Below are 13334 nucleotides of genomic sequence, written 5' to 3'. Positions count from 1 at the left end.
GCAAGAAAGGGAGAGGGGACAGAGCCAGTAAGAATAACTATAAATGCGAAATAAGCACGGAATGGGTAAGTGTTCGTGCCTATTTCGCATTATATTTACTCCATGTTATTGAAATACAATCGTAATGTCCAGATGAAAGTAAAAGAAAAAATTTGGGAAAGTGGACTAATCCTAATTGCTATATATTTATTCTGCGTTCTACAAAACTGGAAATACGCTTAAGTGCTTCCTGAAGCTGTTCCATAGAATAGGCGTATGAACAGCGAATATGTCCTTCTCCCGAGGGCCCAAAGGCAGTCCCCGGAACAACTGCGACCTTTTCTTCCTTTAAGAGTTGTTCAGCAAATTCTTCCGAAGTTAGTCCGGTCTTTGAAATATTAGGGAACACATAAAAAGCTCCTAAAGGCTCAAAACAGTCCAACCCCATTTGCCGAAAGCCGTGTACTAATAAACGTCGCCTGCGATCATAGGCAGTAACCATATCGTTTTTAGCTTCAGTTGCCGAGCGCAAAGCTTCAATGGCGGCAAATTGACCCATGATCGGAGCGCAAAGCATAGTGTATTGATGAATTTTGGTCATTCCTTGAATCAGGTCTGGGTGACCTGCCACATAGCCAATCCTCCATCCGGTCATGGCGTATGACTTTGAAAAGCCGCTCACGAACAGTGTGCGATCTTTCATTCCAGGTAAACTGGCAAAGGAGACATGGGTTTGATCATAGGTTAGGTCGGAATATATATCATCTGCAAGGACAAGAAGATTATGCTTACTTACAAAATCAGCGATGGGCAGCAAATCCTCACGATTCATGATTGCTCCGGTTGGGTTATTAGGATAGGAGAGTACTAAGAGCTTAGCCTTTGGAGTATACACTCGCTCTAATTCCTCGACACGCATACGAAAATCATCTTTAGCATAGGTAGGGACATAGTTCACACTTGCTCCGGCTAATATAGCGCAGGGTGCATAGGAAACGTAGGACGGATCAGGTACTAAAACAACATCACCAGGCTCTAGTACAGCACGCATTACAAGATCCACCGCTTCACTTGCTCCGGAGGTAATGAGAATTTCATGATGAGGGTCGTAAGAAAGATCCAGGGTTTTAGATAAATGGTGAGATAGCTCTTCCCTTAATTCAAAAAGACCGGCATTACTGGTGTACATAGTCTGTCCTTCTTCAAGTGAGAAGATGCCGCTTTCTCTGACAGTCCAAGGAGTTACAAAGTCCGGTTCTCCTACACCTAATGAGATGACATCTTTCATGGTTGCTACAAGGTCAAAGAACTTGCGGATACCTGAGGGTGGCAGGGTTGCAACATGGGTTGCCAAATAATTGTTCATGGTGACACCACCAGACGTTGAAGAGTCTCTTCTTCGCCCATAAGCTCTATTCCATCCTGCTTATAACGGCGAAGTACAAAATGGGTTGCTGTACTTTGAACATGTTCTAATGAAGCTAATTTTTCTGCTACGAAGAGGGCAACATCTTGCATGGTTTTTCCTTCAATCAGGACAGATAGGTCATATCCTCCTGACATTAGATAAAGTGCTTTGATCTCCGGGTATCTTTGCAGACGTTTGGCGATTTTATCAAAGCCATAGCCCCGTTGGGGTAAGACTTTGACTTCAATAAGTGCGGATACTTTATCATCGCCAGTTCGATCCCAGTTAATCATGGGTTGGTAGCCGACAATTACTTTTTCCTTTTCCCAATCACTGATACGCTTTTCAATATATTCCACCGTTAAACCGGTTTGAATCGAAAGCTCTTCAGGTTTAAGTCTACAATCTTCAGCAATTAGTTTAAGCAGGGTTCGATCCTTATCACTGAGCATTTAATCCACCTCTTCTATTATACTTCAAAAAGCAAAACTATTTTTTGTATTCTGTATACGTTTTGAGCATAATTGCAACTAAGGCCATGGACCCAAAAATAATGTCCATAACCATAGTTGCTTCTAATATATAACACATCTTAGCATGTTTTTATTTATTATAAAAGATCAAATAAGGAGGTCTGTTAAACTGCAGCCTTGGTCGAATTAAGAAGTCCGCCTGCTAAAAGGATTTTAGCTTGGCGTTCGGTAAGATCGTGTTTAACCCAAACCGGCTTTGAGTCGTTATCTAAAGTAATTGCAAATGGCTCGGAGGTTTTTACAGCCTGATGCAGACCAGACAGGTGCAAGATCATACCGGCGTTTAGACGGTCTAAGTCATTTTCATCGACAAAGGTAAGAGGAAGAATACCAAAATTAATGAGGTTAGCACGATGAATTCGGGCAAAGCTCTGAGCTAAAACAATACGGAGACCCAGATACATAGGAGCCAGAGCAGCATGCTCTCTGCTTGAGCCTTGACCATAATTATGTCCGGCAATAATCATGCTTTGTTTGTGGGCTTTGGCTTTTTCGGCAAACTGAGGATCGATCTTGTGGAAGGTATATTCAGAAATTGCCGGGATATTGGAACGAAGGGGGAGGATTTTCGATCCCGCTGGCATGATATCATCGGTTGTAATATTATTGCCCAGCTTTAAGATGACTGGCAAATCAAGAGAATTATCCAGAGCAGGGGCAATTGGGAGTGGCTGAATATTGGGTCCGCGCCGAATGATCGTATCCGGATCACCGGGAGGAATAATCATGCTGTCATCAAGGCGAAAGCGTTCCGGAAACTCAACTTCAGAGGAAAGCCCCAGAGTCCGGGGATCAGTGATGAAGCCGGTGAGAGCAGAGGCTGCTGCGACTTCCGGACTGGCTAAGAAGACTGAAGCATCTTGAGTCCCGCTGCGGCCTAAGAAATTTCGATTAAAGGTTCGGACAGAGACTCCTTTAGAGACTGGAGATTGCCCCATACCAATACAGGGACCACAAGTTGATTCAAGGAGACGTGCTCCACTATCGAGAAGATCGGTTAAGGCACCATTGCTGGAAAGCATGCTCAACACTTGACGTGAACCTGGAGAAATAACTAAGCTCACATTTGGATGGACCTGCTTACCTTTTAGAATTTCCCGAACTCTCATTAGATCCTGATAGGATGAATTTGTACAACTTCCAATCGCCACCTGTTGAACAGCAGTTGCAGAATGATTGCTTACAGGAACCACATTATCAGGGCTATGGGGCTGGGCGATGAGGGGAACCAGAAGAGACAGATCGATTTTCAGCTCTTCGTCATAAGTGGCATCTTCATCCGCAGATAAGGGAATATAGTCTTCCCCTCTGCCTTGGGCCTCAAGAAAGCGCAGAGTTTGTTCGTCACTCGGGAAAATCGAAGCAGACGCACCCAGCTCAGCACCCATATTAGTTATAGTTGAGCGTTCCGGAACAGTAAGGGTTTTTACTCCCGGCCCGGCATACTCAATTATTTTACCGACTCCACCTTTGACAGAAAGGAGTCGGAGTACTTCTAAGATAATATCCTTAGCAGACACCCATTCGGAAAGCTTTCCTGTCAGCCAAACCCGCAGGACTTTAGGGCTGGGAAGGTAAAAGGCTCCTCCACCCATTGCCACAGCAACATCAAGCCCCCCGGCACCCATAGCTAGCATCCCCATTCCACCGGCGGTGGGGGTATGGCTATCTGACCCGAGGAGTGTTTTGCCTGGTTTGGCAAAGCGTTCAAGATGAACCTGGTGGCAGATTCCGTTTCCGGGACGGGAAAAATAGGCCCCAAAGCGTGCCGCTGTACTTTGCAGGAAAGCATGATCATCAGCATTTTCAAACCCGGTTTGGAGTGTATTATGATCTATATAACTTACCGAACATTCGGTTTGTACTCTAGAAAGGTTCATGGCTTCAAACTGTAGATAAGCCATCGTACCTGTAGCATCTTGGGTAAGTGTCTGATCAATACGCAGCGCTATTTCATTTCCGCCTGCTAAATCACCGGAAACTAAGTGAGATGAGAGTATTTTTTGAGCTAAATTATGACCCATGATAATTCCTCCTTTGAAGTTGGTATTAACTTTACCAAAAACAAGAGGAAACATCTAGGGTTTTCCTATATGTATACAAAATATCTCGGTAACAACTATTGATTTTTTTTAATTGTAAATTTTATAATCAATAGTTGTTCTACATGATGAAACCCGCAATTGAAGAGAAGCAAAGCAAATCACATATTTCGCAGGTTGTTCTCAGGGATTTTTATTAATTTAAAACTCTAATGACAAGTTTCGATAGATTTAAGGTTGGGTTTGTCAGATTTTCAGGTTATAATAGTTGAGATAGTTGATAAATTGTTAAGAGGGGTTATTATATGCCAATGTATGAATTTAGATGTCCAAGTTGTGGTGGAATCACCACAGAATTATGCAAAATGGGTGAAAACGGAGAACATTTATCGTGCTGTGAATGTGGAACCACAGGACTTCTGAAGAATATTTCAGGATTTGCCAGCCTTGGGATACCTGGTGGTGGTGGGAAGGGCAGTTGTTCTTCGAGTTGCAGTGGTAATTGTACAGGATGTCATTGAAAGGAGAACTGTCTTTTTGAACAAGCGACTTAATATAGTTATGGTTGAACCAGAAATCCCTCCCAACACCGGAAATGTAGCACGACTTTGTGCTGCTACCGGAGCTGCTCTACATTTGGTAAAACCCTTAGGTTTTAGCATTGATGACAAACATCTTAAACGTGCCGGTTTAGATTACTGGCACCTGCTTGATATTTATATTTATGAAAACTTTGCCGAGTTTGAGGAGAAGAACCCTGTAGGACCTCGTTACTTAGCGACGACAAAAGGTTCCAGGTCTTATACGGACATTTCCTACGAGCCAGGCGGTTACCTTTTGTTTGGTAAGGAAACGAAAGGGTTGGCTCCGGAAATTCTTGATCGCTATCCCGAAACAAAAATACGATTACCAATGCGCTCGGATGCCCGTTCTTTAAATCTCTCGAATTCTGTAGCGGTTATCGTTTATGAAGTATTACGGCAATGGGGTTTTCCGGATCTTGTTTAAGAGATTATCATTATAGGTTTTGACGCCCAAACTATAGAGAATAAGTGTGAAGTAAAGGCGGTAGAGGATCAATCATGATGAATGGGTATGGGCTGACATTTCTTATGGCCTTAGTTATTGCAGTATTTGCTACACCGGTTTCCATGAGACTGGCAAAATATTGGGGAGCGATTGCCTATCCGGGTGGTCGGCATATTCATCGGCGACCGATTCCACGTCTCGGAGGCTTAGCTATCTATGCTGCATTTTGGATTGCGGCTTACTATACACAAGTCTGGGATAAAAACATTTGGGGTCTATTCATTGGAAGCAGTATTATTATGGCCGTAGGCATTTGGGATGACATCCGTGAAATTCGACCCTTATATAAGCTTTATTGGCAAATCGCAGCAGCTGCAGTGCTTATCTTCTTCGATTTTTCCATGAATTCTATATCTCTTCCCTTCCTCCAAGAACCCCTTAATTTTGATAAGCTTCATTTAGGCATTGTTGGCCTGGCGTTAATGTTGTTTTGGGTTGTTGGATTGGTTAATACTGTTAATGTCTCGGACGGCATGGATGGATTAGCTGGAGGGATTTGCTTTATCGTTGCAATTTTACTGTTTTGGTCAGCGAATGGGATACAGTCCTTTTCAGCAGCTAATCTTACCTTGGCTTTAGCTGGTGCCCTTCTAGGGTTCCTGTTTTTTAACTTTCCCCCGGCCCGGGTCTTCATGGGGGATTCCGGGAGTATGTTCCTGGGGTACATCATTGGTGGGATCTCTATCATGGGTCTGCTTAAAACGGCAACAATTTTGGGCTTGGTTTTCCCGCTGCTTATTTTAGGTATGCCTGTCACTGACTTAACCTTTGCGATAATTCGACGTAAACTACGGGGGCAGTCTATAGCCATGGCAGACCGGGGGCATTTGCACCACCGTCTGCTAGATGCGGGGTTTACCCAAAGGCACGCTGTTTTTTTAATGTACGGGATTAGCGCTTGCTTTGGAATGGCGGCGGTACTAGGAGCGAAGGGTCAATGGATTGGTGCCATTATAGTGCTTTTAGTTGTCTTTGCTTTATTAGTTACAATTCTTATGCGTCGTACAGATAAGCTTATAGGACTTAGTAGACGCCAATCAAAATAAGCCAGAATAAACGGCTGAAATACTTTCTTCAGAATGAGGCAGCTACACTTCTTTTTCCTTCTATGCATATGATGGTCGGAAAGGGGGTATAAGTATGCCATTAAATGTATTTGCCTTTTATAATGGCTTAACGGAGCAAACTAAAGGTTATCCTTATCTCAAACGTTATGGCAGAACTATACAGGAATTAGCAATTTTTGAGGTTTCGATTCAGAATAATGGAACGATTCTCGGGCGTCCAAGCCGAAGTCTTATTAATGAAGCTCATGCTATGGGAATCAAAGTACTATTGGTAGTCAGCAATTTAACGCGCCAAGGACAGTTTTCTACGGAGTTAATGGCCCGCTTAATCCGGGATCAAGATTTTGCTAATCAAGTCTGGAGGAACATACGCGATATTTTGGTTGAGTATCAATTAGACGGAATTAATCTTGATTTAGAAAAGGCTGCACCGACTGACCGGACACTGTTTACCAGATTCATTCAAAACTGGTCTGCTATGTTTAGAGCGGGAAATTTCCTGGTCTCAATAGATGTTCCTGCCAAGGTTTCCGATGATCCTCAAAATGCTTGGAGAGGTTCGTTTGATTATCGGCCTATTGGGCAAGCTGTAGATGAGGTTATATTAATGACCTATGAGGAACATTGGTCACATAGCGAACCGGGATCGGTTGCCTCTATTCCTTGGGTAACTCAGGTTTTAGATTATGCGATAGCTAATATTCCTCGGGATAAAATCTACATGGGGATTCCCCTCTATGGGTATGATTGGCCTGAGGGTGGGACGGGGAAGGTCATTGGCTATCAACGAGCAACTGAGCTGGCTAGGAGATATGGGGCTCCGTTGCAGTGGAATGCAAGGCAGCATAGCACCTACTTCCGTTATGAGACCAGAGGGGTTCGTCATACGGTATATTTTGAAGATCCAAGAAGTTTGAGAGATAAGTTGGAACTAGCCACTCAGAAGGGGATCCGCGGTGTTGCCCTTTGGGAGATGAACCTAAGTTATCCTCGTTTTTGGGAAGTACTTGAAGAGTATGTAAATCGTTAAATAAAATAGGAGGTTTTTTTAAGTATGCGACTTCATTTCCATGGACATGCCTGCTTCGAGATTGAAGGGGTAGAAGGGCGAATTCTTATTGATCCTTTTTTAAGCGGGAATCCTAGTGCTACAGTCAAACCTGAAGATTTTACACATTTAGATGCAATTTTGGTAACCCATGGGCATGACGATCATTTAGGGGATGCAATAGAATTGTCTAAACAAACCGGTGCTCCAATCATCTGTGTTTTTGAATTGGCTCATTATTGCAAGAGTCAAGGGGCCAAGACACATGCGATGCATATTGGAGGAAAGCATCAGTTCCCCTTTGGTTTGGTTAAGTTAACCCAAGCTTTGCATGGATCCGGGATAATAAGTCCAGACGGAGAAACTATGATTTATGGGGGCCTAGCCTGTGGATTTTTGATTCAGATGGAAGGTAAATGGCTTTACTATGCTGGGGATACAGGACTGTTCGGAGATATGGAGCTTATCGGCCGACGCTATCCCATCGAGGTTGCCATGCTGCCAATCGGAGACAATTTTGTAATGGGGGTTGAAGAAGCAGTACATGCATCCCAATTATTGCGCCCTAAAGTAGTAATCCCCATGCACTATAATACCTTTCCGGTGATTGCTCAAGATGTTGAAGAATTCTTGCATCTGCTACAGCGCAGAGTGCCGGAAAGCCAAGGTAAGGCCCTTAAGCCAGGAGATTTATATGAAGTTTAAAAAGAGGTTTATTTTAATCCCACTTGATTACCAAGTGGGATATTTTTATTGAGAAATGGTCAAACTTAAAGAGTGAGGAGAGTTTTATAAGTTAAGGAGATGAAAATGATGACAAGAAAATTATGTACGATTCGTTGCCTTTATGGGATCAATGGTCGCTGTCGGTTGGAACATATTTTAGGTGAACGTGGTCCAAACTGCCCTCACTATGAAGAAGACTTTAACATCATGAGCAGGGGGAGGGTCTAACTATGAAGGCCAAGAAGCCAAAAGTAAAGAGAATAGATCCTTTAGAACCGCTAAAAATGGAGATCGCGGCTGAATTAGGATTACTTGACCAGATTCATAATAAAGGCTGGCATTCTTTAAGTGCCAAGGATGCAGGGCGTATCGGAGGATTGATGACTCAGAGACGTCGAAAAGATAGTTAGTGGATAGTAGAAGACATAGGTGAATATTAATTCATGTGATATAATTATAGTCCGATATAGTAAATAGTGGGGAGCGTTAATAGTTGACAAAGCATCAACAAATTTTAACCTTTATTGAAGATCTGGCAATTGGTAGTAAGGTTTCCGTACGGTTTATTGCCAAGGAACTGGACGTAAGTGAAGGAACGGCTTATCGGGCTATAAAAGAAGCTGAAGGAAAAGGATTTGTTCGTTCGATTCCAAAGGTTGGAACCATTCGAATTGAAGGGCTGAAGGAGAGACAAATCGAGGACCTGACATTGCGTGAAGTTTCACAGATTGCTGAAGGAGTTGTAGTCTGTGGTTTCACCCATCTTGATCGCTCCCCCAATAAGTTCGTTATTGCTGCGATGGAATTAAACACTATGGCACGTTACTTAGAAGCTGGGGCATTGTGTATTGTTGGAAATCGAAGAGACGCCCAGATATTTGCTTTGAATAACAACTCGTCACTTTTAATAACCGGGGGATTGGAGCCGGATGAGGAAGTTGTAGAATTAGCACGCAAGCATGAATTAGTGATTATTCAGTCTCCCTATGATACTTTTGCAGTCACCTCAATGATTAATCGTGCACTCTATGACCGATTGATTCAAAAAGAACTTATTTTAGTTGAAGATATTATGGTTGAGGATGTCAGTTTTCTTACAATCGATGCGACAGTTGATGATTGGCGAAAACTGTCCCAAAATACTGACCACAGTCGTTTTCCGGTGGTTGATAAGGATATGACTCTGGTAGGGATTGTATCTGCTGTGGATGTTGCCGGAGCGGATGTTAAGACACCTATTAAAGACGTAATGAATGCGAATCCATTTCTAGTCGGACGAGATGACCCTGTAACCCATATTTCACGAATTATGGTTTGGGAAGGATGGGAAATTGCCGTTGTCGCGGATCAGGGGAAATTGATTGGCATCATTAGTCTCCAAGATGTAATTGAAGCTTATCAGCAAGTTCAAAAACAGCCACAGTTTGGCGAAACCGTAGACAATCTTGTGCTAAGTGGGTTCCGCTTTGTTGATGATGCCGAGCATCTCACAATTGAAGGAGAAATCACTAACGCTATGAGTGACGATTACGGATCTGCCAGTTGTGGAGTTATTGTGACAGTTATGAATATGGCAGGTTACATTTCCCTGCGTAAGAAGTATCGACTTAATGCAATTACCGAGAATTTCACTCTTTATCAATTACAGCCCATTGCAGTTGGTACAGAAATTGTGGTAACAGCTAAGCTGTTATTAGTTGCTAAAAAGCACTGTAATATTGAAGTCGAAGTGATGGCTAATAATGATTTAGTGGCCAAAGGATTAATGACCGCTAGGATTGGGGACAAGAAATTGGTGAGTGATACAGCCCATTAGGAAATTGATGTGGCTAAAGCCCCCTCGTCCACTGGATTGAGGGGGCTTTCTAAGGAAGGTAGGTGGGATCCTTATGAGGGCTCAAGTAGCTCATAATATGCATGGCTTTGTACACCTGCATAATCATACAGAATTTAGCCTGCTAGACGGGGCAGCACGAATTAAAAATTTAGTTCAGCGTGCTGTGGAACTGAAAATGTCGGCTTTGGCTATCACAGATCATGGAGTTATGTATGGAGTTATTGACTTTTATAAGGCTTGTAAACAAGCGGGAATTAAACCGATTATTGGCTGTGAGGTTTACGTCGCACCTAATAAGAGAACGGATAAAGTACAGGGAAAGGACGACTCAAATTATCACTTGGTCTTGTTAGCTGAAACTGAGCAGGGGTATCGAAACTTAATAAAATTAGTTTCCATGGCGCATATTGAAGGTTTCTATTATAAGCCTAGGGTAGATAAGGAAATTCTTCGCAAACATGCTCGGGGAATAATCGCTCTTAGTGCTTGTTTAGCTGGAGAAGTTTCCGATTACTTAGTTCATGACCAACTGGAAACGGCAATCAAAACCGCTCTTGAGTATGAGGAGATATTTGGGAAAGGTAACTTTTTTCTGGAACTGCAAGATCATGGCATTGAAGAGCAGCGCAAGGTTAATCAAGGAATGTGGCGGGTGCACGAGAGTACAGGAATTCCAATGGTGGCTACCAATGATGTACATTATGTTAATCGTGAAGATGCCTTCGTTCAAGACGCTTTGCTCTGTATACAGACCGGAAAAACTTTGGAGGATACAGCCCGGATGCGTTTTTCCAGTCAAGAGTTTTTTCTGAAATCTGAGCAGGAGATGTCTCTCCTCTTCGGGGAACACCCGGAACTTTTGAGCAACACATCCATGATCGCTGAACGTTGTCAGATGAATTTTCAGTTTGGGGAAAATTATTTACCGGTGTTTGAGGTTCCCCCAGGGTATACCTTAGACAATTATCTGGAGGCAGAATGCCGTAAGGCCTTTCCTCGGTTTTATCCTCAAATGACTGAATTAGAATGTCAGAGGTTAGATTACGAACTAAAGGTCATTTTCCAGACGGGTTTTTCAGGATATTTTTTAATTGTGGCTGATTTTTGTCGATTTGCCAGGGAGAACGGAGTGGTGGTTGGTCCGGGAAGAGGATCAGCGGCGGCAAGTATGGTGGCTTATCTGTTAGGCATAACCTCAGTCGAGCCCTTGCGCTTTGATCTCCTTTTCGAACGTTTCTTGAATCCCGAACGTATTTCCATGCCGGATATTGATATAGATTTTGACCCGGAGGGTCGAGAGCGTGTCATTCGGTATGTCACAGAAAAGTATGGCTCTGATAAAGTTTGTCAGATTATCACCTTCGGAACCATGGGTGCAAAGGCGGCTATCAGAGATGGGGGACGAGTTTTGGCTATCCCCTTATTTCGAGTTGATAAAGTTGCTAAAGCAATACCTTCAGATCTCGGAATGACCTTGGAAAAAGCTTTAGAGGTGTCCCCGGATTTGGCTCGTATGGTAGATGAGGATGAAGAAATTAAAAGACTCTATACTCTTGCCAAATCACTTGAAGGAATGACTCGTCATGCTTCTACCCATGCGGCAGGGGTGGTGATTGCTAAAGACCCACTGACAAATTATCTCCCTCTCCAGAGGACCTCTGAAGATTTTGTCATGACCCAGTTTCCCATGAAGGCTGTCGAGGAAATCGGCCTTCTAAAAATGGATTTTTTGGGTTTGAGAAATCTAACGATTTTGCAAGAGGCTGTCCGACGTATTGAAGAAACTCATGGTTTAAAGCTAGATCTACTAACCTTAGCCCTGGATGATTCAAAAACCTATGAGCTACTAGCTTCCGGAAATAGCACCGGAATTTTTCAGCTGGAGAGCGGCGGAATGCGTGCCATCCTCAAGGATCTTAAGCCAACATCCTTTGAGGATATTATTGCCGTCGTAGCTTTATACCGCCCTGGACCAATGGAACAGATCCCGGAATTTATCCGCAGGAAACGTGGAGGGAACATTACTTATCTGCATCCCAAACTGGAGCCAATTCTTAAATCGACCTATGGTATTATCGTTTATCAAGAACAAGTCATGCAGATTGCTCGAGATCTAGGCGGGTACTCTCTGGGAAGAGCTGATCTGCTCCGTCGAGCGATGGGTAAAAAGAAGAAAGAAATCATGGCAGAAGAGCGGCAGAACTTTATCTACGGCTTGCAGGATAGCAGTGGAGAATGGATTATTCCAGGAGCTTTGAGATTGGGCTTGACCCTCGAAGATGCTGAAGAAATATTTGACTTAATGGCGAAGTTTGCGGAATACGGCTTTAATAAAGGGCATGCTACGGCATACGCTGTTATTTCCTATCAAACAGCTTATTTAAAAGCTAATTACCCTCTAGAATTCATGGCAGCCCTCTTAAGCACAGTGATGGGTTCTTCAGATAAAATTTCCTTTTATATTCAAGATGCTCGCAATAGTGGAATACAGGTACTTCCTCCTGATGTTCAATATAGCCAGGTAGGATTTTCGCTAGAAGAACAAGCGATTCGCTTTGGTTTAGGGGCCATTCGCAATGTAGGGGTCAATGTTGTAGAGAAAATACTCGAAGCAAGGCAAGAGGGGGAGTTCAAATCTCTGGATGATTTTTGCCTGCGTGTTGACCAAAAGGTTCTAAACCGGCGTGTTGTGGAGAGTTTAATTCGTTCAGGTGCCTTCGGATCACTTTGTACAAGAGCCCAGGCTCTGGCAGTTATAGATCAGGTATTAGAGACAACTTCCCGTCGACAGAAAGATCGGCTTTCAGGGCAATTTTCTCTTTTTGATTTAGATGAAGACATGGAGGAAGGTACTGCTTTACCTGAGATTCCAGACTTCAAGGAACGGGAGATTTTAGACATGGAGAAGGAGTTTCTGGGCCTTTATTTAAGTGGACATCCCCTGTCGTCTGTCTTACCGTTGCTGAAAGATTATATGTCTTCCGATATTTTGACTTGTCTGGAGGGGGAGGAAGAGAAGAAGGTGGCCCTGGGAGGATTAGTAACCGGATTTCGTCAGAATATTACGAAAAAGGGGGAGATGATGGGTAGTTTCGTATTGGAAGATTTGACGAGTGGGATTGAGGTTTTAGTGTTTCCTAGGGTGTATGCCCAGACTCCCTCTATTAGTAATGATGATGTAGTTGTTGTAGTAGGACGGTACAACATCAGGGATGAAGAGAAAAAGATTTTCGCTGAGAAAATTACCAAATTAGAAGACTTGAAACCGAGCACAGTTAAGGCTCCTAAGCAAGAATTAGCGGCAGTAGCTCAAGTCTCAGAAAAACCTAAACGTCTTTATCTGAGGTTTTCAAATCAAAACAGTGACTTAATGGAAACAGTGTTGAGTGTTTTACAACGTTTTCCAGGGAGTCAACCCGTCTACTTCTATTTTGAGGATAGCAAAAAAGTACTTGAAGGGAAACAGAGTTTCTGGGTTGACGATAGGGATGAGTTAACAAAAGAACTTTGTGAAGTGATGGACAAATGCAATGTGGTTTGGAGACAAGCTAAAAATTTTGCTTAATGGCTACTGACTTGCAGGAATCTAAGTCTTTAAGGCGAAA

General features: G+C 43.1%; 12 protein-coding genes. 9 read left to right on the top strand and 3 right to left on the bottom strand.

Features of this window, described 5'->3' with window-relative positions:
• Positions 1 to 178: 178 nt before the first annotated feature.
• The 3 genes from DESMER_RS13835 to DESMER_RS13825 form a co-directional block, all read right to left on the bottom strand.
• Positions 179 to 1345 (bottom strand): aminotransferase class I/II-fold pyridoxal phosphate-dependent enzyme, encoded by a 1167-nt coding sequence (locus DESMER_RS13835; RefSeq protein ID WP_014903689.1) that lies wholly within the window; start codon positions 1343 to 1345, stop codon positions 179 to 181.
• Positions 1342 to 1839, bottom strand: coding sequence for an Lrp/AsnC family transcriptional regulator (locus tag DESMER_RS13830; protein ID WP_014903688.1), 498 nt, complete (start codon positions 1837 to 1839; stop codon positions 1342 to 1344). Before DESMER_RS13830 ends, DESMER_RS13835 begins: the two co-directional genes overlap by 4 nt.
• A 185-nt stretch (positions 1840 to 2024) precedes the next feature.
• A complete protein-coding gene (locus DESMER_RS13825) occupies positions 2025 to 3944 on the bottom strand; it encodes an aconitate hydratase (protein ID WP_042334551.1) in 1920 nt (639 codons plus the stop codon).
• Between the two features lie 323 nt (positions 3945 to 4267).
• Between DESMER_RS13825 and DESMER_RS23080 the strand changes: the two genes are divergently transcribed.
• The 9 genes from DESMER_RS23080 (at position 4268) to DESMER_RS13790 (ending at position 13294) form a co-directional block, all read left to right on the top strand.
• Positions 4268 to 4483 (top strand): FmdB family zinc ribbon protein, encoded by a 216-nt coding sequence (locus DESMER_RS23080; RefSeq protein ID WP_014903686.1) that lies wholly within the window; start codon positions 4268 to 4270, stop codon positions 4481 to 4483.
• 40 nt (positions 4484 to 4523) lie between these two features.
• Positions 4524 to 4970 carry a tRNA (cytidine(34)-2'-O)-methyltransferase gene (locus DESMER_RS13820; protein WP_042334550.1) on the top strand — a complete coding sequence of 149 codons (447 nt, stop codon included), beginning with the start codon at positions 4524 to 4526 and terminating at the stop codon, positions 4968 to 4970.
• Positions 4971 to 5044: 74 nt separating this feature from the next.
• A complete protein-coding gene (locus DESMER_RS13815; RefSeq protein WP_014903684.1) occupies positions 5045 to 6097 on the top strand; it encodes a glycosyltransferase family 4 protein in 1053 nt (350 codons plus the stop codon).
• 94 nt (positions 6098 to 6191) lie between these two features.
• On the top strand, positions 6192 to 7148 hold the full coding sequence (locus DESMER_RS13810; protein ID WP_014903683.1) for a glycosyl hydrolase family 18 protein: 957 nt from the start codon (positions 6192 to 6194) through the stop codon (positions 7146 to 7148).
• Between the two features lie 24 nt (positions 7149 to 7172).
• The gene (locus DESMER_RS13805; RefSeq protein ID WP_014903682.1) at positions 7173 to 7871 is read left to right on the top strand and encodes a metal-dependent hydrolase; all 699 of its coding nucleotides are present in this window, start codon (positions 7173 to 7175) and stop codon (positions 7869 to 7871) included.
• 108 nt (positions 7872 to 7979) lie between these two features.
• The gene (locus tag DESMER_RS23075; protein WP_083856489.1) at positions 7980 to 8120 is read left to right on the top strand and encodes a cleavage protein; all 141 of its coding nucleotides are present in this window, start codon (positions 7980 to 7982) and stop codon (positions 8118 to 8120) included.
• Between the two features lie 2 nt (positions 8121 to 8122).
• Entirely contained in the window at positions 8123 to 8302 is a 180-nt protein-coding gene (locus DESMER_RS13800) for an alpha/beta-type small acid-soluble spore protein (RefSeq protein WP_014903680.1), read from the top strand.
• A gap of 83 nt (positions 8303 to 8385) precedes the next feature.
• A complete protein-coding gene (locus tag DESMER_RS13795; RefSeq protein ID WP_014903679.1) occupies positions 8386 to 9708 on the top strand; it encodes a DRTGG domain-containing protein in 1323 nt (440 codons plus the stop codon).
• A gap of 73 nt (positions 9709 to 9781) precedes the next feature.
• Positions 9782 to 13294 (top strand): DNA polymerase III subunit alpha, encoded by a 3513-nt coding sequence (locus DESMER_RS13790; RefSeq protein WP_014903678.1) that lies wholly within the window; start codon positions 9782 to 9784, stop codon positions 13292 to 13294.
• Positions 13295 to 13334: the final 40 nt, after the last annotated feature.

It is taken from the genome of Desulfosporosinus meridiei DSM 13257, from assembly GCF_000231385.2.
GTDB classification, from domain to species: domain Bacteria; phylum Bacillota; class Desulfitobacteriia; order Desulfitobacteriales; family Desulfitobacteriaceae; genus Desulfosporosinus; species Desulfosporosinus meridiei.
Note: the sequence above shows the minus strand (reverse complement) of the source record. Positions and strands in the feature narration are given on the sequence as shown.